This is a genomic window from Bacillus velezensis (assembly GCF_001461825.1).
Taxonomy (GTDB): domain Bacteria; phylum Bacillota; class Bacilli; order Bacillales; family Bacillaceae; genus Bacillus; species Bacillus velezensis.
Window position 1 is genome coordinate 270,297 of the sequence record NZ_LLZC01000020.1, and the last position, 23,117, is coordinate 293,413.

Sequence of the window (23,117 nt, forward strand, 5' to 3'; positions counted from 1 at the left end):
ATTCCGTTATGTCAGCCATTTGTGCGTATGTCTAGTCGGTAGCTGTGCAAAAGGTGCATTGTCGTCTGCTGAATGAGCTCCGGCAGCACATGGAATGTGTACGGCTTGTACACGCGTTCCGTCCATTTATGGCCGTCCTTTCCGTATACCCCTATATTGACCGACGGAATATTCAATTCCCTGATTTCTTTAAAAGGAATCGTCCCGATGACATCCCATCCCGGAAAATTATCTGTAAAGGCGGAGACCTCCTCGTCTGTTTCATGCAGCGATAAAAAGCTTCCGTCCGCTAAATAAGGGAAAAACTTTTTAAAGACGAATGTTTCTCCGGTTGATGCAGCTGTTTTATCGACGGCTTCTTGAATGACATGCTGCAAAAGCCGGTCCCGTGTGCTTTCTTCCTTCAGATAATTGTGCGGAAGGTAAGGCGGCGCATAGAAAATAATGACCTTGGCTCCCTGCTCAGGATCGAGTTTTTGCAGTTCCTCGACGGCTTTAAAGCATCTCATCCGCAGTTCAAGATGTTCATATGTTTTAAATGCCTGCTCGATACACTGCGCCGGGTCTATCCCGCGGCTTCTCAGCCTTTTCAGATAATCTTCCAGACTGTACACTTGAACGTTCCATGACATCTCTTTTTTCGGCAGGCTCGTTCTCTCACAGTATTCATCGTAATAATCAGATAATTTTCGTTCTGTCTCTTTGCAGGCTTCGTCAGCCACCGCAGTCAGCTGATCCATGACTTCTTTGGCGGTTTTCTCGTAAATAAAATAATTAAAATAGACATAGCTGCTGACGGCGGTCTGCACGTTATACGCTTCCTTGTTGTCACGCAGGTAGAGGCAGGTCGGCGGAAGCACAAGCTCTCCCTCAATGTTTTCCGCCATATGAATATTGTTGTGAATTCTTCTGGTGATTTCTGACGCGATCAAATTCGGGTCGATGCCGGACAGCGTATCTCCGACATGCACCTCCCGCCCGTAAATCGCAAAGCAAGGCAAAAGCTTCCCTGCCGCGCCCGTGTAGATGTACCTTGTCGTGTCACCCTCATACAGCGGCGTGATGAAGTCGTTATTAATCGCTGCTAAATAACGAAGCTGCTTTTCTTGTTTCAGCCGTTTTAATTCAGAAATGCTGGTTAAAATGCCGGAATGCTGGCTTTCTTCATCCGGGTTTGCCATGAACAGAATATGGCCCGGCAGCTGATCGCGCCGCTCAGAAAAGTGAAGCAGATTGGCGAGATGAACGGCAATACCGCTCTGCATATCAACCGAACCCCTTCCGAACATCCACTCGCCTGAGCGGGCGTCCCGCTGCACATCACGATCAAATTCATAGTTTGAGAAATACTCCGCGAGACGGTCGGAATCAAAAGCGATATCTTTTAAAGGGCCGAAATCCTCGATGCCGACCGTATCAAGATGAGCGTGATAAATGACCGTATTCAGGCTGTCGCCGTTTCCCTCAATAAATGCGAAAATATTTTTGCGGCCGTAAGGGTCCTCTGGAATCGCCTGCTCCCACACATGTGACGGGTTCTCCTGAAAGTAGGGAAAGCTCTTGATCATATCTTTGATATAGTCGGCTTTTTTTCCTTCTCCCAATGTGCCGTTGATGCTGTTTAACGCCACCAGTGATTTCGTAATGGCTTCTATTTTCTCCTCCGGAAGCATTTTGCTGAGCTGCTGATACATGTTCCATCCTCCTTACCCTCATATAGAGAAAATAGCGCGACTCTCTTTTTCATCGCGCTATTTCCGAAAGATTAATAGGCTTCAGACGTTGTTTTTGCCTGCATATGAAGAATCAGATAGTCAGGTCCTCCGGCTTTTGAATCGGTTCCTGACATATTGAAGCCGCCGAACGGCTGGTATCCGACAATCGCTCCTGTACAGCCGCGGTTGAAGTATAGATTCCCGACGTGAAAATCTTCGCGGGCGCGTTCAATGTGCGCGCGGGTTTTTGATAACAGAGCGCCCGTCAGTCCGTAATCGGTATTATTGGCAATCTCAAGCATATGGTCGAAATCACGGGCTTTTGAGATCGCGACGACCGGCCCGAAAATTTCCTCCTGCATCAGGCGGGCGTTTTCATCAACATCCGCAAAAATGGTCGGCTGAATAAAGTATCCTTTTGAATCATCACCTTCGCCTCCCGTCAGGAGTTTTCCTTCTGTTTTGCCGATTTCGATATACCTCATGACTTTATTATAAGATGCTTCGTGGATGACTGGCCCCATGTATGTATCAAAATCTTCCGGACTTCCGACGGTGAGTGATTTTGTTAAAGCGACGGCTTTTTCAACAACTTCATCATAGACGTCCTGATGAATGACCGCACGCGAACCGGCTGAACATTTTTGGCCTGAGAATCCGAAGGCGGAATACACGATTGAGGAAGCGGCAAGATCAAGATCAGCATCTCTGTCTACAAGCACCGTATCTTTCCCTCCCATTTCAGCAATGACCCGTTTCAGCCACTTTTGGCCCGGCTGTACTTTTGCGGCGCGTTCATAGATGCGGCATCCGACCGCGCGGGAGCCTGTAAACGACACAAATCTCGTCTTCGGATGCTCAACCAGATAGTCGCCGATTTCTCCTCCGTCGCCCGGTATGAATTGGAGCACGCCGTCCGGCAGGCCCGCTTCTTTCATCACTTCAACAAATTTCGCCGCCACGACAGGCGCCGCATCCGCCGGTTTCAGCAGTATCGTGTTGCCTGTTACGATGGCTGCCGCCGCCGTTCCCGCCATGATCGCAAGCGGGAAGTTGAATGGAGAAATGACGATTCCCACCCCAAGCGGCTCATAGTGATACTGATTAAATTCTCCGTCACGGCTCTTTACAGGGGAACCGTCTTTCAGTTTCAGCATCTGACGGGCATAATACTCTAAAAAGTCGATCGCTTCCGCCGTATCAGCATCCGCTTCCTTCCACGGTTTTCCGGCTTCTTTCACTAGATACGCGGAGAATTCGTGCTTTCTTCTGCGGATGATCGCCGCCGCTTTAAACAGAACATTCGCGCGGTGTTCCGGCCGTACTTTTTTCCATGTTTGAAATGCCTGCAGCGCAGCCAGCATGGCCTTTTCCGCAAGTTCTTTTCCGGCTGCCGATACAGAACCGATCACTTCTTTTTTATCTGCCGGATTGACGGAAATGATCTTTTTATCCGTTTCAATCGCTTCACCGTTGATGATAAGCGGATAATGCTTGCCGAGCTGTGAATTCACATAAGCCAGCGCTTCCTGAAACGATTGTTTATTTGTCTCTTCCTGAAAATTTGTAAATGGTTCGTGTGCGTATGAAACTGTCATTAGAATTCCTCCCCGTATTTTGTAATGTGTGCTCACGCTTTATGAAGATGCAAGAAGCATACCAGCATAGCAATTTGTGATAAAAATAAGAAAATCTTTGCCGAAAGCGGACGAAGCTTGTCCGAATTTGTCAGCTGCAATCTGAAAAAGCAAAGAAATTTTGCGATCTGCTAGCTAACTGATGCAAAATCTCTTTGCGGATAACACTTATACCCAGCCGCGGAACCGGGCCGCTTCAGCCGACTTTCTGATGCCCGTCATATAGGCGGCCAAACGCATATCGACTTTGTGGGTATGCGCTGTCTGATAAATGGATTCAAACGAATTCACCATGACGCTGCGCAGTTTTCCGGCGACTTCCTCCTCAGACCAGTAAAAGCCTTGATTATTTTGCACCCATTCAAAATAAGACACCGTCACGCCGCCGGCGCTTGCCAAAATATCCGGCACGAGAAGCACGCCTCTTTCATTCAGGATTTTCGTGGCGTCTATCGTTGTCGGCCCGTTCGCCGCCTCCACAATGATTGAGGCTTTAATGTGATGGGCGTTTTCAGCCGTAATCTGATTGGAGATTGCGGCAGGCACGAGAATATCACAGTCCTTTTCCAGCAGCTCCCGGTTCGTTATGACATCCGAGAAGAGATTCGTCACCGTGCCGAAGCTGTCCCGCTTATCCAGCAGGTAATCAATGTCAAGGCCGTCAGGGTCATACAAAGCGCCGTGGGCGTCTGAGATGCCGATCACCTTGGCGCCGGCGTCATGCATAAATTTAGCGAGAAAGCTCCCCGCATTTCCGAACCCCTGAATGATGATCCGCGCATTTTCCAATGGAATCCCTTTTTTCTTAACGGCTTCCTCAATACAAATCGTGACGCCTTGCGCGGTCGCCGTCTCCCGCCCCTGTGAACCGCCGAGAACGATCGGTTTGCCCGTAATGAATCCCGGTGAATCAAATTCTCTCAGGCGGCTGTATTCGTCCATCATCCATGCCATAATCTGCGAGTTGGTATATACGTCGGGAGCCGGAATATCCTTTGTCGGACCGACGATCTGGCTGATCGCGCGCACATATCCGCGGCTCAGCCGTTCCAGCTCTCCGAATGACATCGTCCGCGGATCACAGATGATGCCGCCTTTTCCGCCCCCGTAAGGAAGATTTGTGATGCCGCATTTTAAAGTCATCCAGACCGAAAGCGCCTTAACCTCTTCTTCACTGACTTCCGGATGAAACCGCACGCCTCCTTTTGTCGGGCCGACTGCGTCATTATGCTGTGAGCGGTAGCCCGTGAAAACCTGTACTGAGCCATTGTCCATTTTGACGGGGATGCGGACGGTCAAAAGCCGCATCGGCTCTTTCATCAATTCATACATATTGTCAGGATAGCCCAGTTTGCGCAGGGCCTCTTTTATGATCGATTGTGTTGACAAGAACAAATTAAGAACTTCTTTTTCTTCATCTTTCTGATTGCTTTTAGAAAGCGGGTTGGCTGACATGTTTTATCACCTCATCGTATTTTACGTGTAAGCTTCAATTACCGGCAGAACAAAATGTAAGCGCTTTTACACCAAAACCCATCAATCCCTTTCACATTGTCGTTACGCCCCTTTTTATATGCAAGATTCATGCCAGGTTTTTGTGTGTAAAAAAAGAGGCTGTTGTCAGCCTCTCAGATTAAAGAGAAAGGGGATTTGAAGACGTATACAGAAGAAACCTTACTGCATTTATTAAAATTTAATACGTCTTAAACGTACAGAAAACGTTGTTTCTTTGAAGGGGACACTATTTAGAGATATACTTCCTTCCATTTGCTCTACTAATCTCTTAGTAATCGTCAGCCCCAATCCGCTTCCCTGATAATTGGTATTTCTCGAGTCCTCCAATGTGTACATTCGTTCAAAGACACGGTCTTTATGCAATTCATTTATCCCTTTTCCTTTATCTGATACTTCTACAAAAACATCATTATCAGTTATTCTGATCTTTAAACCCACCATCTTACCATCGGAACCATATTGAATTGCATTCGTAATTAAATTATTCAGAACCCTCTCAATTGCATCTTCATCTCCGCTAACAAAGACAGAATCATCGGGTATATCAATCACTACTTCAAATTCTTTGCTGATTAAAATTTCGTAGTAATCCAAAATTATTTTTCGGCTGACTTCACATATGTCAATTCGTGAAGAATTTAATTTTTTATCTCCTGACTCTAATTTTACAAGTTCAAAAAAACGGTTTATTAACGCTAATACCTCGACCGTTTTTAAATTAACTGTTTTTAGTAAACTCATAACCTTTTCCGAAGTCAGACTTTTATCGTTATTTATCATTTCAATGTAACCTAGTATAACTGTTAAAGGCGTCTTTAAATCGTGTGAAATATTTGATAACATTTTTCGCATGGACAGTTCAATACTATTGTAGTTCCCTTTGATCTTTTGATTATGGTCTAAAAGACGGTTTATTTGAATTAACAAGGATTTTATATATTTATCTTCCGTGTTAAGCAATAATCTTTCGCCTGTCTCTTCATTAACAACTTTTCGAAGTTTATTTCTTATATATTTAATCTCAGTCCTTAGATTTAATCGGCTTCGGAAAAGAAATATATTTACTGCTGCAGAGCATATGAATAAAATAACCAACATATAAAACAATTTAAAAATCTCCCAACTTATAACCGATTCCCCACAAAGTTTTTATGTACATTGGATGAGATGGATCGTCCTCAATTTTCTCTCTAAGCCGTCTAATATGAACATTAATTACATTCTCATCTCCATGATACTCATCTTCCCATACGGATTTATAAAGTTGAGACTTAGTATATACTTGTGAAGGATTAGAAATAAAGAGTTTTAAAATATTAAATTCTTTTGCTGTGAGATTAATCTTTTCATTGAATTTTTTAACAGAAAAGCCATGCAGGTCAACACTTAAATCACCTATTTTAATGATTTTTTCTTCCTTTGAAGACAGGGAGCTCTTATAGTGTCTTTCTCTTCTAATGGTTGCTTTAATTCTGGCTATTACCTCCAGCATAGAAAAAGGTTTAGAAATATAATCATCAGCCCCGAGGCCGAGACCAAGTGCCTTATCTACATCTTCATCTTTTGCAGACATGATAAGAACGGGAACCATACTTTTGGAACGAATCATTCTTAAACATTCCATCCCATCTATCTTCGGAAGCATTAAATCCAACAATATAACCTCAAACTTTTGGGTGTTCAATATGTCTAAAGCTTCTTCACCATCAAAAGCTGCTGTTACTTCAAACCCTTCTTTCGTTAAGCTTTCGCTTACCATATCGCTTATGAATTGGTCGTCTTCTACAATTAATATTTTGTAACCCAAGCTTTCCGCTCCTTAAATATAAAACTGATATTCCTAATTCACTGTTTATTTCAATCATTATACAGATAATTAATCTCATTATAATTATTTTTTATACAAAAGGAGATAAATATTCCAAAACATTTTAAATACAAACAAATAAGACAACCATTCTTCAATAGCGGGAATTGTTGTCTTGTGTTTTTCTCTTTTTATCTCACCTTTATCGAACCATCTTCACTAGATAGACTCACTTTATTACTTCCCGCGCCAATTTCACCTTTTTTCAGTTTTACGCCATCATGGCTCTTATTAAGCCCATCTAGATCAAACGTTACATCAGAATTACTCTGAGCAAAAACAGCAAGTGAAGTTGGCGCTTTTTTATAAGATACACCTATATCTCCTGATTTCGTATTTACTGATAAAGATGTTCCTTCTGTTATGTCCTTGATTGAAACCGCTCCATCTTTAGAAGTAACCTTTACATTGGAACTATGTATTTCCTTCATCTCGTTATCGCCGCTTGCAGATGTTATATTTAATTTCTCAAAAGAACTATTTTCAACGCTTAACGCCCCATCCTTGGATGAAAACTTTCCAGTATGAGCCGAAACATTATTGATTTTTTCATCACCGGAATGATTATCAACGACAATATGTTCAGCTGAAATTTCACTTAATTGTATATTCCCATCTTTATTGGTTATTTCAATATTGTTCATACCTGAATCGGGAACATTAATATAGATTGTGCCGCCCTGCTTCCCAAAAGTAAATCCATCCAAAAAGCCGCCATTCTTTTGTTCTTTTTGAGTAACGACCAAATCTCTCCCATTTTCTTGAAATGCAACTGGAGCCTTATCTTTCTGTTTCCCATCAGCAGATATTGTTGCCTTATTTGAATTACTCTTTTTAAACTTCACATCCCATGAGTCAGTATATACTTTTAAAGTATCAATTTTTTCAACATTGTAGGACACGTTCTTTTTAAAGTTTTTTGTATCTGTCTTATCAAGGATTAAAACAATTCCGCCGATTACGATTAACACTGCACATGATGCTATAATCTTCTTCATTGTATAATTTCTCCTTTTATCTACAATAAATCTTTCTGATCCACCTTACGGTAAGAAAGATAACCCACTAAAAAACCAAATAAACAAAGTATAATTGGAATGATAATAAATTGACTTAAACTGACTGTTTCTCCTCCGTCGGAAACTGTTGCATTGATAAAGACCCCGATTATGACAGCCCAAGTGATTGTAGCAGAAGTTGATTTTTTTCTCATGCCGAAAAATAAAGGAATCAGACTCACTCCTCCCATCATAAAAGCGGTGAGAAGAGTCGATGGCATAGCGGAAATAACTTCACTCATTTCAACAGGCTTCTCGAATAAATATAAGTGCGGACTCACGAAGAGAATTAACAAGTTAATAACAAACGTAGCAATAACAATACTTACAAAGCAGAATAGGAAGACAATAGATAGTTTAGCTTGCATTAATTTTTTTCTTTGTAAAGGATAAGTAAACAGCAATTGTATTGTTTTATTTTTATATTCATCAATAACTAAACGGGATAAAATCACAGCAGAAAAACAAATAAACACAATTCTGATTAAAATATTAGTTAGAGATATAAAATCTGCATAATCACGAAACATAAGTTCATTTTCATTTTTAGATTCCCATCCCATAAGAGCCACTAAGGCAAAGATGATGAATATCCAAAGTGCCACCCATTTAAAATACTGTGATAAGTGATGTTTTTTGTACTCTAATTTCATAAGTTTTAACATGCTAATAGCCTCCAGCAGAAGAATTTAAGACAATGCAAATAGGTGCATAACACAGACGGGCAATCTATCTAGTGTGTATTCCCTCCCCATTCATAGAATTTAAGAAGTATTCTTCTAAAGAACTGTGTTTTTTATTTATACTTTCTATACCAATGTCATTCAGAATAAGTGCTTTAGAGATTTCTTGTTGTGTAACTGCTGTTTCATAGATACGAATTAATTGCTGGTCAATCATTTTAAAATTTCTTATCCCCAGATTTTGCTCTAAAATATATAACGCTTTTTTTATATTTTGGACTTTTACCTCCACATACTCTGTTTGTTTTCCGTTTATACTCTTCATAGAAACTTCTTTTATTAACTTGCCATTCTGTATGATACCAACAGTATCTGACATTTGTTCCATTTCGGCTAAAATGTGACTGGAGACTAATAATGTAATTCCATATTCTCTGCAAAGTAACTTAAAGAGATCCCTCAACTCTTTTATACCTATTGGATCCAGACCGTTAATCGGCTCGTCTAAAATGAGAAGTTCTGGTCTTGTAGAAATAGCTCTGGCTATTCCTAACCTTTGTTTCATTCCTAAAGAAAACTCTTTCACTTTTTTATTATCAATATTATGTAACTTTACAAGCTCGATAGCGTGGTCAATGGATTTTTTATCGTAATAGCCCATATATTCACAATGGAAATCTAAATTTTCTTTAGCAGTGAGGTTGTCATAGAAAATGGGATATTCAATAATGGTGCCCATTCGTTTTAAAACTTCAAATGACGTATCTGTTAATTTCTCACCGAAAATTTCTATTTCCCCACTTGTTGGCTTGATTAAATTGGTAATCATTTTCATAATGGTTGTTTTACCTGCACCATTGGGACCCAAGAATCCATAAATCTCCCCTTTTTTCACGTGCATATTAACCCCGGAAACAACTTCTTTTCCTTTAAATGTTTTTGTAAGCTGACTCGTTTTTAAGATGTATGTCATTCGCTTTCCCCTTTCCATATATACTCCTACTATATAAAGGAAAGTTCTCTTTTCCCTTAAGCAAATATTACTTTTTTCTTAAGATTTTTCTAATTAAATCCTAATCCTATCCCCATTCTATAAATCATTTATTGTTTTTTAGGATGTATGTTCTTCATAGGAGAAGAAAATAAGAATCTCTTAATTTTTGGTTCCATTAAGGATTAACCGACATCTTCCAAGACATTTTTGATGAAATTGTCCTTCAGGCCAGCAATCATGATAGTCGACGGTCGTATCTTATTCACTAGCTCCATTCACAGCAAATGCTAACATCAGCACAAAAAAACGAAGACATCCGCTGTCTTCGTCTTGTGCGCTACCGGTGAGCCGTCTGCCAGTCAAATCCGATGGTGTCATCATTCCACGGAATTCTTTTTTCGTCAGGCTGATCCGGATTGTAGGACATCGTCGTGAAATAAATAATGGTCAGCGGGGTTTCGCCCAGCACTCTGTACCCGTGTGCGACGCCTTTGGGAATGAGAAGGAGCATCGGATTGTCTTCTCCCATGTAGTAGACATCCGTTTCTCCCTTGGTTGCCGACTCTTCGCGAAGGTCATGGAGCACGACCTGGGCGTGACCCGTCGGAAAAAACCACAGGTCATCCTGTTTCTCATGATAGTGAAATGCTTTAATGACGCCGGGATAGCTTTTGGACCAGGAAGCCTGCCCGAAACGCTCTAAGAGATGTTCATCGTCACGGACGAGTTCTGAGAAAAAACCCCGGTCATCGCTGTGTTTGATCAGCTTTTTGATTTTTACGCCTTCGATCACTTGCACTGTCCCTCCCTTTGTAAATAATCATGCAGCGCTTCCCGCCAATGCCTCATGCCGAGCCCCTGCCGTTCAATCGACTCAAGACTCAACACCGAATAAGCGGGGCGCGGCGTCTCATTTCCGTATTCCTCCGTCGTGACGGGCAGCACGGCGGCGGTTCTGCCGCTTTCTTCAAAAATAGCCTTGGCAAATTCATACCAGCTGCACACTCCGCTGTTTGCGGCGTGATATAAGCCCGGCGGCCTGTCAAACAGACCGATCACCGTTTCGGCTAAATCCTTTGTGTACGTCGGTGCGCCGACTTGATCGTTAACGACACGCACCTGATCATGTGTATCCGCAAGTTTCAGCATCGTATTGACAAAGTTGTGCCCGCCGCTGCCGTACACCCACGATGTTCTGATAATGGTGTGGTTTTTTCCCGTTAACCGGATCAGTTCTTCGCCGAGTTTTTTGCTTTTTCCGTAAATCGTGCCCGGATCTGCGGGATCGTCGGTCTGGTATGGCCGTGTTCCTTTGCCGCTGAAGACGTAATCGGTGCTGATGTGAATGAATTTCGCGCCGGTGTTTTCAGCCTCAAGCGCGGCATAATAAGCGCCGATTCCGTTTATTAAATACGCTTTGTCGAGTTCCGTTTCACATTTGTCAACGGAGGTGTATGCCGCCGTATTGACGACGATATCCGGCTTGTAATGGCTGAACGAGTGCCGCACCGAACGCTGGTCGGATATGTTCATCATCGCTTTTGTCAAGGCGATCACTTCATACCCTTCCCGCTTCAGCTGGCGGCATAACTCCCGTCCCAGCTGGCCGGCCGCTCCGGTTACTAATACCTTCGTCAATCGGATCCCCTTCTTTCCGATTAGTCTTGGCTGTCTGTATACCAGCGAATGGTTCTTCTCATTCCTTCTTCAAATGTGACGTCCTGCCGCCATCCCAGCTCATTTTTCAGCTTTGAAGCATTGATGGCGTAACGGCGGTCATGCCCTTTTCTGTCTTCGACATGAGCAAACCGTTCCTCGACACCGAGCTCCTTCATGATAAATGACGCAAGCTCTTTATTCGTCCGTTCATTTCCTCCGCCGATATTGTAAATGTCACCGAGCGTTCCTTTTTCCAGGACGAGCTTAATGGCGCGGCAATGGTCTTCGGCAAACAGCCAGTCTCTGATCTGCATCCCGTCGCCGTACAGCGGAACCGGCGTGCCGTTTACGGCATGCCTGATAATGGTCGGAATCATTTTCTCATGATGCTGGTACGGCCCGTAATTGTTGCTGCATCTTGTAATGATGGCTGGAAGCTTATGAGTTTTCACATAAGACATGACGAGCAGGTCTGAGCTTGCCTTGCTGGCGGAATACGGATTGTTCGGAGAAAGCGGCGTCGTCTCTGTAAAAGCGGGATCATCCGGCGCCAAATCTCCGTACACCTCATCTGTGGAAATGTGAATCAGCCTGCCGGCTTTTCCCTGCAACACCGCGTCCACCAGTCGGTATGTGCCCATCACATTTGTTGTGATGAACGGCTCTGCCTGATTTATGCTTCTGTCCACATGGGATTCAGCCGCAAAATGAATGACAGCGTCATACATGTGGGAAAAGACTTTGTCAATGTCCTCTTTTTTAGAAATGTCACCTTTGATAAAACGGAAACGGCCGTTCTTTTTTAAGGCTTCTATTTCAAGCGGCCTGCTTGCATACGTGAGATTATCCAGGACGGTAATCTGCGCGTCCGTTTCTTTCAGCATCATCTTTGTGAAGGTAAGGCCGATAAATCCGGCGCCGCCTGTAATTAAATATGATTTTGGCATGATTAATGCTCCTGTCCTTTCTGTATTGCCTGATGCGCCAGGCTTCCGGCGAGGTAAAGCGATTCATGCGTGCCCGCATCCACCCACCAGCCCGTTAACACATCATACGTCAGCTCACTGTGTTCAATGTATAAATTATTGACATCCGTAATTTCCAGTTCGCCGCGTTTTGAAGGGGAAATTTGTTCAATATAAGAAAACACTTCTGCGTCGTACATGTAGATCCCTGTGACGCATAGTCTGGTCGGCGGCTGCTCCGGCTTTTCAATGATCGACTTGATCCGTTTGTTTTTCTCATCAATCTCGGCGATGCCGAAGCGCTCCGGATCGTCCACTTCTTTCAGCAGCACTTTCGCTCCTTTTCCCTGCTTTGCGAAACGCTCCGTATAAGGTTTTAATGAATCTTCAAAAATATTATCTCCCAAAAGCAGAACGAACGGATCGCGCCCGGTAAACCGCTTTGCGTATGATAAACCGTCGGAAATGCCGGATGCGGCTGGCTGAACCTGATATGTGATTGAGACGCCGAGTTCTTCTCCGGTTTCGAGAAGTTTATGAAATTGCGGAATATATTCTTTTTGCGTAATCAGCAAGATATCCGTAATCCCCGCTTCTTCCAGCTTCATGATCGACCAGTAAATCATCGGATATGGACCGACAGGGAGTAAATGCTTATTGACCGCTTTTGTCAGCGGCATAAGGCGTGAGCCGGTGCCTCCGGCTAAGATAACACCTTTCACATGAACACTTCCTTACGTGTGGTTTTATCACAAATCATAAAGAATCGCCGCCGCCCGTTTGATGCCCCTGCCGTCAACCAGCGGCTTTCCGTTTTGATGAAGTCCGGACCGCATCGGATAATCAGCGGCCATGTCAGACATATGCCGTGCGAGAACGTCCGCTGATATGCATTCACCAAGGCCGAGATGAACGGCGGCCCCCCGTGCGGCGAATTTTTCCGCCGTCTCAGTTTGATGCTCCACTTGAGAAAGTACGATGCAGGGCACACCCGTACAAATGGTCTCATATAAAGTGATCCCGCCGGACACGACGGCCATATCAGCCCTCGAAAGAAGCGCGGCCATGTCATTTGTCTGCCTTACCATCTCGGCATAAGGCATTTGTGTAAGATGCGCGCCCACGCCATCAGCATGAGGCGCGGCGCCGCCCATGACGATGATCACTCGTTTTCGCTGAATATCGGGGATGCGGCGGCATGCTTCCATCACTTTAAAGACAAGCTTCTTCGGGTCGCTTCCTCCTAATGAGACCAATATGGTCCGGCATTCTTTTCTCAGCTGATAGAGCTGCTTTGCTTTTTCAAAACCCGGATGAAGAATGATATATTCCGGGCCTTCATATACAACGGCGCCGCCCATTTGAACCGTCCGGCTTTTCAGCCCTCCGTAAATGCCGTTTATAACGGCATCGCATAAATGAATGACATGTTCCCGTTTTTCTTCAAATAAGACGATACGTGCCGATGAATGCTTTTTGACTTCCGCTAACCAGTCACACGGCATATCGAGCAGATCGAATATGAGAAGGTCAGGAGCCTGCCTGTTTATTTCCCGGACAATAAATTCCTTCTGTCCCTTGTCAGGCTTGATGATCACTTCCCATTGATCAGAAGACAGATAAGAAGAAGCCTCTTTATTTGTGTAGAACGTTATTGCGCAATTGTTCTTAATGGCACCGGCAAGCAGCTTCATCCGGACCGCGTGCCCCATGCCGATGTCACGGCCCCCGTCCGCGAAAATCAAAACCCGCATGCTAATCAGCCTCTTTTTGCCGGATCATTTGATTAATGGCCCTGAGCTCCGGATCACTATTCAGCAGATGGATCAATTCTCTTGCCGGAATATCAGGACGCGAGCCCGCTTTTACGTACAGCTCGCGGGCCAGCCTGTAGTCCTCTTCTGTATCGACGGTCAGCCGCAAGTGAGGAGCCCGGAGTTCCTGCGGGGGCTCAGGAAAGAGAAGCCGGTACTTCTCAGAGGATTCTCTTATTAAAAGCGTGACATGCTCCTGATATTTGTCCGCCAGCGTTTTGTCGGCATTGATCTCTGTTAAAAGGCGCGCGTTTACCGCCTCGCCGCCGATGCCGAGCGGTGTACCGCAAATATACGTGTAGTCTGCGTGCTGATCTAAATGCGATTGAATCAGAAAATCAAGCAGCGAAGGGTCGACAAACGGGTTATCCCCCGTCAGTCTGACTGCGATGTCCGGTTTTACTCGTTCGATGACTTGTGCAAACCGGTCAAGCACGCGCTGCTCGCTGCCGCGGTGCACACGGTAGTTCTTGCTGAGGCAGTGCGCAGACAGAATGTCGTCGGTCTTGCTGTCAGACGAGGCGACGATCAGATTATCCCGCGATTGATCATAATACGCGCTTTGCCGAACCCTTTTGACAATCATATCGAGGATCGTATACCCGCCGATCGGTTTCAGCACTTTACCGGGAAGACGCCCGCTTCCCATCCGCGCCTGAATGATAAACAAAATGTCAGTCATCATATGGGCTGCCTTTCGTCAAAAGGTCATCCCAAGTGATGCCCGTGTCGGCGGGGATATCCCTGACCGCACGCGCGCCGTCAGTTAAAAGCTCAAAATATCTCGGGTGGAGCCCCTGCGGTTTTTGGCCGGGACGAAGGACGGCAAGGTTTTCCGCCGTAAAACATTCGCCTTTTTGAATCGGCGCTGTTGAAAAAATGCCTCTGTAAGCGAACCTTCTGATATCCCCTTCAATCGGTGTCGTCGTTTTATGGGAGCTTCCCGACAGCACTTCCGGAACCGGAGCGTGATGCCCCTGCCGCAGCTCCGCTTCAACTGAGCGGATCGCCGCAACCATTTCTTTTAATTCATCCGGATTGAGGGCGAAGGAGTGATCGGCACCGGGCAGGTTTTTATCGATCGTAAAATGCTTTTCAATCAGTTTCGCTCCGAGCCTGACAGCCGCGCACGGCACATCATACGGATGGGCGCTGTGATCGGAGAAACCGATCACAGCATCCGGGAATGCGGCGGCAAGCATGGGAATGACGCTCAGATTGCTGTATTCAGGCGGCGCGGGATATTTCGCCACACAATGCATGATCGCAATTTCTGTGTTCCCCTCGCCGGTAATGGTTTGATAAGCCTCCTGAATATCTGAAATATCAGCGCCCGCGGTGGAAAAAATAATCGGGGTCTTCAGCCCCGCGACATATTTCAATAACGGCAGATGGTTCAGCTCGTAGGAGGCGATTTTAAAGGCTGAAGGGGAAGTCGCATACAGTAAGTCGGCAGAGCCTTCGTCACATACTGTGCTTAAAAACAGCACGCCTTTTTTCTTACAATATTCAAGCAGCGGTTCGATCCACTCGGCGGGCATTTCCATTGATTGCACCAAAGAAAAAATAGAGACGTTTTTTCCCGCAGCGGTTTTGTACAAGCCGGGGTCTTTCTGATACATTTTGTCAGCCTGAAACATTTGGAACTTGACCGCGTCCGCGCCGGCCTCACTGGCCGCATCTATCAATTCAAACGCCTGGCTCAGTTTTCCGTCATGATTAATTCCGGCTTCGGCGATGATGAATACGGGCGAACCTTCGCCGATTGACTTCGTTCCGATTTTGCATGATGCCATCAGTCCGCCTCCTTCCCGGGCCACACATGATAGTAGTAATAGGACGCATCCGCTTTAAATCCCATTCTTTCATACAGGCGGATGGCTCTTACATTGTGGAGCTGCGTTCCCGCTGATACAGTCTTATGCTGAAAGCGCAATGATTGTTCAATCACGTGCGCCGCTAAATGGAATCCCGCTCCTTTTCCTTCAAAGCCTGGCTTTACCGCCATCAGATCAAGGACGAATTCATCGCCTTTAGACAGCCCCTGAACAAAGCCCACGGTCTCTCCCTTATATGTGGCGGCGAATTGTAACGAAGCTCTGCCTCCCGCGTTATTCCGCGCCCACTCTTCAAACAGGCGGTTTGCACTTTCATAGCTGAGGCGGGGATCTTGGTAATACCTGCTTTTTGTAAAGGCGTCGCGGGCCAGCCGGCTGATCGCTTCCATGTCGCCGGGTCCGGCTTCTGTAATCTCAAACGGCGGCGTGCTGTTATATACACGCACCGGGCTGACGAGCTTGAGCAGACTCCCTACAAAATAAGCGTTCGGAAGCTGCTGAACGACCTGCATCGCGCCGATATCTTCAGCCGGTATTTTAATAAATATAAAATCAGTGCCTGCCGCCCGCCTTGCCGCGTAAAATTCCTGAAACAGCCTTTTGAGCTGACCGGTGCTGTTTGCGGCTGCAAGCTTCACATTGATGATATTTTTTCGGAACAATTGACTTTCCCACGAAGAGTTTTCATATAAAATCACGCCTTGAAGGCTGTTTTCTTCCAATAAACAGAGCGACGATTCATAGGCTTCCGGCTGGATGCCCTTCTGATGCAGGAAGGCATGAATCATGTCCTGAGCAAGATTTTCCCTCAGTCTGTACACCTAATCAGCCCCTTTGACGATATCCGTAACGGCTGCAATGACGTATTCAACGTCGTCATCTGTCATTGACGGATAAAGAGGGAGTGACACGGTGCGGTGATAATACGCTGCCGCGGCCGGAAAGTCAGTTTCCTTATATCCGTACGTTTTTTGATAATACGGATGGAACGGAACCGGAATAAAATGAACACTTGTGCCGATATGATATTGGTCTTTTAAAGCGGAAATCAGATCGTTCCGGCTGACCCCGGCCTCCTGCTCCTCTATTTGAAGAACATACAGATGCCATGCATGCCGTCCGTCATCACTGACATGCGGGATGGTCAGCCCTTTCATGTGTCTGAAGGCGTCTTGGTAGCGGCTCGCAATGTCGGCTCTTCTTTGCTGCATGCTGTCAATCCGTTTCAGCTGATGAAGCCCAAGCGCTGCCTGAAGATCAAACATATTCATTTTATAGCCGGGCGTTTCGACCTCGTAGTACCAGCTTCCGTTTGAAGAATAGCGGTTCCACGCGCCTTTGCTCATGCCGTGAAGGCTGAGCACCCTGATCTGATCGGCAAGCCCGTCATCGTCCGTCGTCAGCATGCCGCCTTCACCGGTTGCCAGGTTTTTTGTCGCGTAGAAGCTGAATGCCGTCGCATCACCGATTGATCCGATCATTTTCTGTTTATAAGTGGTATACACGGCATGTGCGGCATCCTCTAAGACAAATAACTGATGCTTTTCGGCAATGGCCAGAATCTCATCCATATCACACGACTGGCCGGCGAAATGAACGGGTACAATCGCCTTTGTCCGCGGGGTGACGGCCGCCTCAATTTTTTTAGGGTCCGCATTCAGCGTAAGCGGATCGATGTCAACAAACACCGGAACGGCGCCTGTGTGCACGATTGTATTGGCTGTAGAACTGAACGTCACGGCAGACGTGATGACCTCGTCGCCGGGACCGATCCCTTTCGCTTTCAGGGTCAAAAACAAAGCGGCGGTACATGAGTTCAGCGCGATCGCGTGCTTTGCCCCCGTCCATGCGGCAAAGGCTTTTTCAAACGCCTCTACTTTCGGTCCCTTTGAAAGCCAGCCCGATTCAAGCGTATCAATAACCTCCTGAATTTCGTCCTTCCCGATCATGGGCAATGAATAAGGAAGAAAAGCTGATCTTTTTTGCACCATTTTCTTTGCGCTCCTATCTTTTTTATGAAGGGTCAACCCGTCTGAAGCTGACTCCGGTTTTTTCCTGAAGCACTTGGCATAAAGCGGCAAGCGAATCCTGAACCGGGTAGTTCGCGGCGACAAAAGCACGGCGCGCCTGTTCCGCTTTTTGATATTCCGCGGGGCTTTCGCATATCCGGATTAATTCCTGAGCGAGTGCCTGCGGGTCCTCAAAAACAAATTCTCCAAGTGAATGATAATAAGGGTATCGGCGGGTTCCCGCTGATTTTCCGATCAGCACGGGCTTTTGAAACAGCATCGCTTCAAGACCGACCGTTGATGTCTGTGTCACCGCAGTGTCAACATACGGGAGAATATCATACAGCTCCATCTCTTTTTTGATGATTTTTCCTGCTTTATATTTCCGCAGCACCTGATTGTAAGCATCCAGCTTGTTTTTGCCGATTTCCCACGGATGCGGTTTAATAATGAGCTGCATGTTCTTTTGGCCGGCAAGCTTTTCAAGCACGCCCGTATAAAATTCATCAGAAAACGGCTGCGTGGCGATCAGCACCGTCCGCTGTGACGGGAGAAAAGAAAGTTTGCGGTAAAACGTGTCTTGATCTATCGGCTCTCTTGAGAAAATCTCGTCGAAACGGGGATGCCCCGTGATGATGATTTGTTCATCCCTGCAGCCTTTTGCTTTATACCACTCCGCTTCATAAGCCCCGAATACAGCCTGATAGTCCGTAAATACGGGCAGAAACGCTTCATCTCCCATGAGCGCTCCGTGCTGCAGACAGATGCTGACGGCGTTTTTTTTCGCTGACATCAGCGCCAGCACACGGCTGTAAATATCCTCCGCCGTGCCGACTACAACGGCGGAAATCTTCTCGGCCGTAAACAAAATATCAACGGCGTCAATCGCTTCAATAAATAATGGAATGTCTTTATACAAACGTTCCTGAAATTCTCTGTTTCCGAAAGCGGGATGGCTGTGAAGCTCTTTCAAAATGGAATGGGCTTTTTCAATATAAGGGACGGGGTTCCCTTTTTGCCCCATTCCCGTCAGCTCCAATTTGCAGATAACGGGCAGCCCGTAATGGTCAGGCAGACTCCATCTGGCCAGTACCGCTGTTTTTGCCGGATCAAACTGCCGGTAGTTTCCCTCGGTGAACCGAAGATGATCGAAATGCAGAATGACTTTTCCGTTTACCGGTTTCTCATCTGTTTTCTTAATGTTTTGCCTTTTTTGATCATAATATGGCTGTATACCGGCTTCAGGAATATGCTGATCAGCCGGACCGAAAAGCTCTGGGTTCTGCTCCATGCTCTCCCGAAGCGCCGGACTGATATATTGATAAAAATTACTGATCAATGCGAGCGGGATGTCTTTGTAGCGAAGTGACTGAAAAAGGTCAATATACTGCCGGTACAGCACCCAATAATTCGCTAAGTATGCCGACAAGCCCTCACCCCTTTCCAAGCTTTTTTAATGATTCTCTCAGCTCCCGGCACGTGGTCTGCTGCGGAAGGCTGTTCACAAACTCGTTTTTCTCCGCCGCGAAAAGCTGATAATGGATGGATTGATCGGTAATATAATTGATATCAAGCTCCTCAGAAATCGGGTAAAACGGATAAAAATGATTCACTCTCCAGAAGAAACGGGCGTCACCGATCCGGTAAAACGCGGGGCTTTCATCCCAATAGGAACCGAATGCCGATTTGACCTGTTCCAGCACGGAAAACCGGTGCATGACCGAACAATGGTCAATGGCGCACGGCGCGTTCCACACGATCCGTTCGGCGGGCCTGGCCGTCTCCTTCACCGTCTCTTTCCGCTGATTCAGATGATAGGTTTTGGAACTTGAATACACGACGGCTTTTTCCGGGTCTTCATCAAGCTCTTTCACCATTTTCTCAAGCCGTTCCGGCACATACGTGTTGTCGTCGGTCGCATACGTCACGTACTCGCCCTCCGCCATTTCTATTGCCTGATTAATCAAGGCGGCGTAGCGTGTTTTTTCCGTTCTTTCTTTGACGCCCGATACATCGCTTTGATAAAACCGGACGCGGTCATCCGTGAGAAAAGGACGTATTTCCGCCAATGTCGCTTCATTTGAGTTGTCATCCATAATGAACAGCTCAAAGTCCGTAAACGTCTGAGACAGAATACTTTTAATAGAGCGGGCCACATAGTCACTTTTGTTATAGCTCGTCATGATCACTGACACTTTAGGCAACTCGTCACCCCCTTTTCGCACCTGAAACTACCGCTATCATATGTTCATTATGCGGAAGATGCGATAGGAATACAGACTATTATGTGAAAAGTCAGCATTGCGCGCACAAAAAAAGCCGGCTCTGATGTCCGGACTCATTGGAGCGTATTTTCTTTTTTCGCATAAATCTTTCTGCGGGCTCATATGGTGGAATAGATAAAAACAGCAGCTTCTCTGTCGGCTGTCTGATACTTGTCAGGAGGTTTCAGCATGAAGAGGTTTTCATCAAAGGAGGAACAATATGAAACCGAAAAAGAATCAATATCAGCAAATGCAAGGGATGGGGATGGGAATGGATATGCAAGGATACCAGCCGCAGCTCGGGCCTAATCCTTATCCGCAGCCTCAGGGCGGCCAAGGATCGCAAATGATGCCGATGCAGCAGCAAATGACAATGCCGATGCAGCAAGGCCAGCAGGGCTTCGGCGGGGGGTTTCCCGGCCAGCCGCAGCAGCAGGGCCAGCAGGGCTTCGGCGGGGGGTTCCCCGGCCAGCCGCAGCAGCAGGGCGGCGGCAGCTTTCAGATTCCGTCAGGTCCATCATCGTCACAAAACGTTCCCGGCATGCTGCCGATTGAAGAGTCATACATTGAAAATATTCTGCGGTTGAACCGGGGCAAAACGGCGACGATTTATATGACATTTGAAAACAGCAAAGAATGGAATTCAAAGATTTTCCGCGGTGTGATTCAGGCGGCGGGACGTGACCATATCATCATCAGCGATCCGAAAACGGGCACCCGCTATCTGCTTCTGACCATTTACCTTGATTACATCACGTTTGATGAGGAAATCGCTTATACTTATCCGTACTCCATGTCTTCTTATTCTCCGAGATAAATCAAAAAGCCAATCGCTCACTTGACAGAGGATTGGCTTTTTTTCTTTATAAATATTTGACGGCCGCGACGATAATCATAATCCAAGAGATGATAAACGCCACGCCGCCGAGCGGTGTAATCGCGCCGAGAATGGAAATCTGCGTCACGCTCAATACGTACAAGCTTCCTGAAAACAGAACGATGCCCGCAAACATCAGCCAGCCCGCAACAGAAACGCTTGCTGCGCCAGAGAGCTTTTCGGCCAAAAACGCGACAGCCAGAAGACCGAGCGCGTGATACATATGATATTGCACGCCTGTGTGCCACACCTGCAAATATTTATCGGGGATTTTCCCTTCAAGCCCATGCGCGCCGAAAGCGCCCAGCGCCACGGCCAATAAAGCGTTAATCGCACCAAGAATAATAAACACTTTCATCTATTTTTCTCCCGCCTTTTCGTTAAAGTTTCCAATTCAATCATAACCCAACATCGGCAAAATTCAACGTCCGTCATCCGATGACACGAGATTGTCGGATTTTTTCTTTTTGATAAGCTGGATTCGGTCAATCGCTATCGCCAGCAGCGTCCCGAGCACAAGGCCGTTGCTTAAGAGCGAAATCAGGATCGGGTGCATCCCTGATAACGCGCTCTCCGGCACAAACATTACGCCGACCCCCGTCAGGAGCGCCAGACCGATAATGGAGCGGATTCGTTTTTGCTCCGCTTTCTCATAAGAGTCAAACTCCGTAAAGGCAAGACCCGCCATCGTGGAGAAAACGACGAAGTTTACCGCAAAGCCGACCGGTGAGGGCAGACTCGCAAACGCATTCATAAATAGCGGGATCATACTGATGATCATGACAAATACACTTCCCAAAAGAAACGGCTTTTTCGAAGGAAGCTTCGTCGTCTCAATAAAACCGGCCGCCCCTGAAATCGGTACAGGCGCAATGCCCCCTGACAGTCCGCTCAAGAGGTGGCTGATCGAAGCCGCAAACCCAGCCGGACGCTCACGCCGCTTCCCAACGGTGCCGCCGAATTTTTTCACCGCCGCTTCTACAACCCGGATGCTCGCGAGCATGTTGACAATCAAAAGCACGGTAATGAAGAGTGACGTAATGATCAGGCCGCTGTCAAACACGGGTTTTCCAAACGGAAAAAGAGCCGGCAGCTGAATCACGCGGTCCGGTATTTGAATCGGTTTGGCAGCGCCGAAGACGGCGAATAAGATCCATCCGCCGGCAAGCGAAAGGAGAATCGCATACTGTCTTAAGAACGTAACATTCGATCGGGACATGATGAACATCGCCGCCGTCACAACCATGGCGAGCCCGAATACAAGGCCGTCGACGCTGTTTTTTAAATAGCCGATGCCTAAAAGGCCTTTCACAATCGGCTGACTCAGCTGCATGACCAACAGCAGCAGATACACACCGGTCACAACCGGCGTAAACAGCACGGCCAGCCGTTCAATCACTTTAAAAAGGCTGAACAAAAAGAAAAAGACAGCGCTTAATAACAGCGCCCCCTGCAGCGCCCGCAGCGTCTCGCCGAATGTCGCAAACACCGTGCCCGTCAGTCCGCCGTAAATCGTATATACGCCCCACCATAAGCCTGCCGGGCTTTCATTAATCGGCAGACGATGTCCCTGGAGACATTGGATGACCGCGGCGACGCCAAGCACAAAAAATGTGCTCTGAATCAATGCGGCAGAATCGGCATGGTTCAAGTGAAATGATTGTGCGATGGCGACAGGAACTACAATCGCAGCCGCAATCATAAATGCCGTCCATTGCAAACCCCCGAGTATCAGTTTCAAGTCAATCAACCTCTCCTGTTAAAAATCGAAAATGGAATCCCCGTTTCCGTCTTCCTCATGTTCGTCTTTCGCTTTTTTCTGATATTGGTTCAGCCCGGCGCTGCCCATCATTTTTTCAAGCAGCAGCGGGTCTGTCGAAGGAGACGCGGAAGGTTTCGGCGCCGCTTTCGGAATCGGATTCTGCACAGGCTCCGGAGCGGTGTGCGTCTGAGTGCCGAGCACGACATCACACAGAGAGCGGATGGCGGCCGCGTGCATTTTGACTTCCTCGGTGCGGGTCGCTGTTTTCGCCTGCCTCAGTTCTTCTTCCATCTTCTGAATCAAAGCAGAGATATGTATGTTCATGAGTAAATCCTCCAGCAGTAATTTGTCTTCTTCCTGCATTTTATCAAATTTCTGAGTGAATCGCAGAATTGAGTTTGTTATTTTTTCTGACGGCATACCGCCCGGAACGTCCAAAAAGACGCTTCCGCCGGGCGGA

General features: G+C 46.5%; 23 protein-coding genes. 1 reads left to right on the top strand and 22 read right to left on the bottom strand.

Going from position 1 to position 23,117, the window contains the following annotated elements:
• Positions 1–11 precede the first annotated feature (11 nt).
• From AR442_RS16440 to AR442_RS16530, 19 genes are all read right to left on the bottom strand, one after another.
• Positions 12–1,694, bottom strand: a complete 1,683-nt coding sequence (locus AR442_RS16440) for a M20 family metallopeptidase (protein WP_014419154.1) — start codon at positions 1,692–1,694, stop codon at positions 12–14.
• Between the two features lie 71 nt (positions 1,695–1,765).
• Positions 1,766–3,313 carry an L-glutamate gamma-semialdehyde dehydrogenase gene (pruA, locus tag AR442_RS16445; RefSeq protein ID WP_022553947.1) on the bottom strand — a complete coding sequence of 516 codons (1,548 nt, stop codon included), beginning with the start codon at positions 3,311–3,313 and terminating at the stop codon, positions 1,766–1,768.
• Between the two features lie 207 nt (positions 3,314–3,520).
• Positions 3,521–4,807: a Glu/Leu/Phe/Val family dehydrogenase gene (locus AR442_RS16450; RefSeq protein WP_014419156.1), complete on the bottom strand. Its 1,287-nt coding sequence runs from the start codon at positions 4,805–4,807 to the stop codon at positions 3,521–3,523.
• Positions 4,808–5,038: 231 nt separating this feature from the next.
• Positions 5,039–5,974, bottom strand: a complete 936-nt coding sequence (locus tag AR442_RS16455; RefSeq protein ID WP_053285335.1) for a sensor histidine kinase — start codon at positions 5,972–5,974, stop codon at positions 5,039–5,041.
• Between the two features lies 1 nt (position 5,975).
• Positions 5,976–6,674 carry a response regulator transcription factor gene (locus AR442_RS16460; RefSeq protein ID WP_014419158.1) on the bottom strand — a complete coding sequence of 233 codons (699 nt, stop codon included), beginning with the start codon at positions 6,672–6,674 and terminating at the stop codon, positions 5,976–5,978.
• A gap of 191 nt (positions 6,675–6,865) precedes the next feature.
• Positions 6,866–7,732, bottom strand: a complete 867-nt coding sequence (locus tag AR442_RS16465) for a DUF4097 family beta strand repeat-containing protein (RefSeq protein ID WP_053285334.1) — start codon at positions 7,730–7,732, stop codon at positions 6,866–6,868.
• Positions 7,733–7,752: 20 nt separating this feature from the next.
• A complete protein-coding gene (locus AR442_RS16470; RefSeq protein ID WP_053285333.1) occupies positions 7,753–8,457 on the bottom strand; it encodes an ABC transporter permease in 705 nt (234 codons plus the stop codon).
• Positions 8,458–8,521: 64 nt separating this feature from the next.
• Positions 8,522–9,448 carry an ABC transporter ATP-binding protein gene (locus AR442_RS16475; RefSeq protein ID WP_025649399.1) on the bottom strand — a complete coding sequence of 309 codons (927 nt, stop codon included), beginning with the start codon at positions 9,446–9,448 and terminating at the stop codon, positions 8,522–8,524.
• A gap of 358 nt (positions 9,449–9,806) precedes the next feature.
• Positions 9,807–10,262, bottom strand: coding sequence for a dTDP-4-dehydrorhamnose 3,5-epimerase family protein (locus AR442_RS16480; RefSeq protein ID WP_003150986.1), 456 nt, complete (start codon positions 10,260–10,262; stop codon positions 9,807–9,809).
• Positions 10,259–11,107 (bottom strand): dTDP-4-dehydrorhamnose reductase, encoded by an 849-nt coding sequence (gene rfbD, locus AR442_RS16485; RefSeq protein WP_015418465.1) that lies wholly within the window; start codon positions 11,105–11,107, stop codon positions 10,259–10,261. Before rfbD ends, AR442_RS16480 begins: the two co-directional genes overlap by 4 nt.
• 20 nt (positions 11,108–11,127) lie before the next feature.
• A complete protein-coding gene (gene rfbB / locus AR442_RS16490; RefSeq protein WP_014419163.1) occupies positions 11,128–12,075 on the bottom strand; it encodes a dTDP-glucose 4,6-dehydratase in 948 nt (315 codons plus the stop codon).
• A 2-nt stretch (positions 12,076–12,077) separates the two neighbouring features.
• Positions 12,078–12,815 (bottom strand): sugar phosphate nucleotidyltransferase, encoded by a 738-nt coding sequence (locus tag AR442_RS16495; protein WP_014419164.1) that lies wholly within the window; start codon positions 12,813–12,815, stop codon positions 12,078–12,080.
• Positions 12,816–12,842: 27 nt separating this feature from the next.
• A complete protein-coding gene (locus AR442_RS16500; protein ID WP_014419165.1) occupies positions 12,843–13,847 on the bottom strand; it encodes a PseG/SpsG family protein in 1,005 nt (334 codons plus the stop codon).
• A 1-nt stretch (position 13,848) separates the two neighbouring features.
• Positions 13,849–14,589: a cytidylyltransferase domain-containing protein gene (locus AR442_RS16505; RefSeq protein ID WP_014721972.1), complete on the bottom strand. Its 741-nt coding sequence runs from the start codon at positions 14,587–14,589 to the stop codon at positions 13,849–13,851.
• A complete protein-coding gene (locus AR442_RS16510; protein WP_007614529.1) occupies positions 14,582–15,703 on the bottom strand; it encodes an N-acetylneuraminate synthase family protein in 1,122 nt (373 codons plus the stop codon). Before AR442_RS16510 ends, AR442_RS16505 begins: the two co-directional genes overlap by 8 nt.
• Positions 15,703–16,566 (bottom strand): GNAT family N-acetyltransferase, encoded by an 864-nt coding sequence (locus AR442_RS16515; protein WP_053285332.1) that lies wholly within the window; start codon positions 16,564–16,566, stop codon positions 15,703–15,705. The genes AR442_RS16510 and AR442_RS16515 overlap by 1 nt, the downstream gene beginning before the upstream one ends.
• The gene (locus tag AR442_RS16520) at positions 16,567–17,736 is read right to left on the bottom strand and encodes a DegT/DnrJ/EryC1/StrS family aminotransferase (RefSeq protein WP_053285331.1); all 1,170 of its coding nucleotides are present in this window, start codon (positions 17,734–17,736) and stop codon (positions 16,567–16,569) included.
• A 22-nt stretch (positions 17,737–17,758) separates the two neighbouring features.
• A complete protein-coding gene (locus AR442_RS16525; protein WP_053285330.1) occupies positions 17,759–19,183 on the bottom strand; it encodes a capsular polysaccharide export protein, LipB/KpsS family in 1,425 nt (474 codons plus the stop codon).
• A gap of 4 nt (positions 19,184–19,187) precedes the next feature.
• On the bottom strand, positions 19,188–19,958 hold the full coding sequence (locus AR442_RS16530; protein WP_003150972.1) for a glycosyltransferase family 2 protein: 771 nt from the start codon (positions 19,956–19,958) through the stop codon (positions 19,188–19,190).
• A gap of 280 nt (positions 19,959–20,238) precedes the next feature.
• Here AR442_RS16530 and gerQ point away from each other — a divergent pair, with 280 nt between their 5' ends.
• The gene (gene gerQ, locus AR442_RS16535; RefSeq protein ID WP_014419171.1) at positions 20,239–20,835 is read left to right on the top strand and encodes a spore coat protein GerQ; all 597 of its coding nucleotides are present in this window, start codon (positions 20,239–20,241) and stop codon (positions 20,833–20,835) included.
• A gap of 46 nt (positions 20,836–20,881) precedes the next feature.
• Here the strand turns inward: gerQ and AR442_RS16540 are convergent, their stop codons facing one another.
• The 3 genes from AR442_RS16540 to AR442_RS16550 form a co-directional block, all read right to left on the bottom strand.
• Positions 20,882–21,253 (bottom strand): DUF423 domain-containing protein, encoded by a 372-nt coding sequence (locus tag AR442_RS16540; RefSeq protein ID WP_053285329.1) that lies wholly within the window; start codon positions 21,251–21,253, stop codon positions 20,882–20,884.
• A gap of 63 nt (positions 21,254–21,316) precedes the next feature.
• A complete protein-coding gene (locus AR442_RS16545; RefSeq protein WP_053285328.1) occupies positions 21,317–22,636 on the bottom strand; it encodes a purine/pyrimidine permease in 1,320 nt (439 codons plus the stop codon).
• An 18-nt stretch (positions 22,637–22,654) separates the two neighbouring features.
• Positions 22,655–22,981, bottom strand: coding sequence for a YwdI family protein (locus AR442_RS16550; RefSeq protein ID WP_228285649.1), 327 nt, complete (start codon positions 22,979–22,981; stop codon positions 22,655–22,657).
• Positions 22,982–23,117 lie beyond the last annotated feature (136 nt).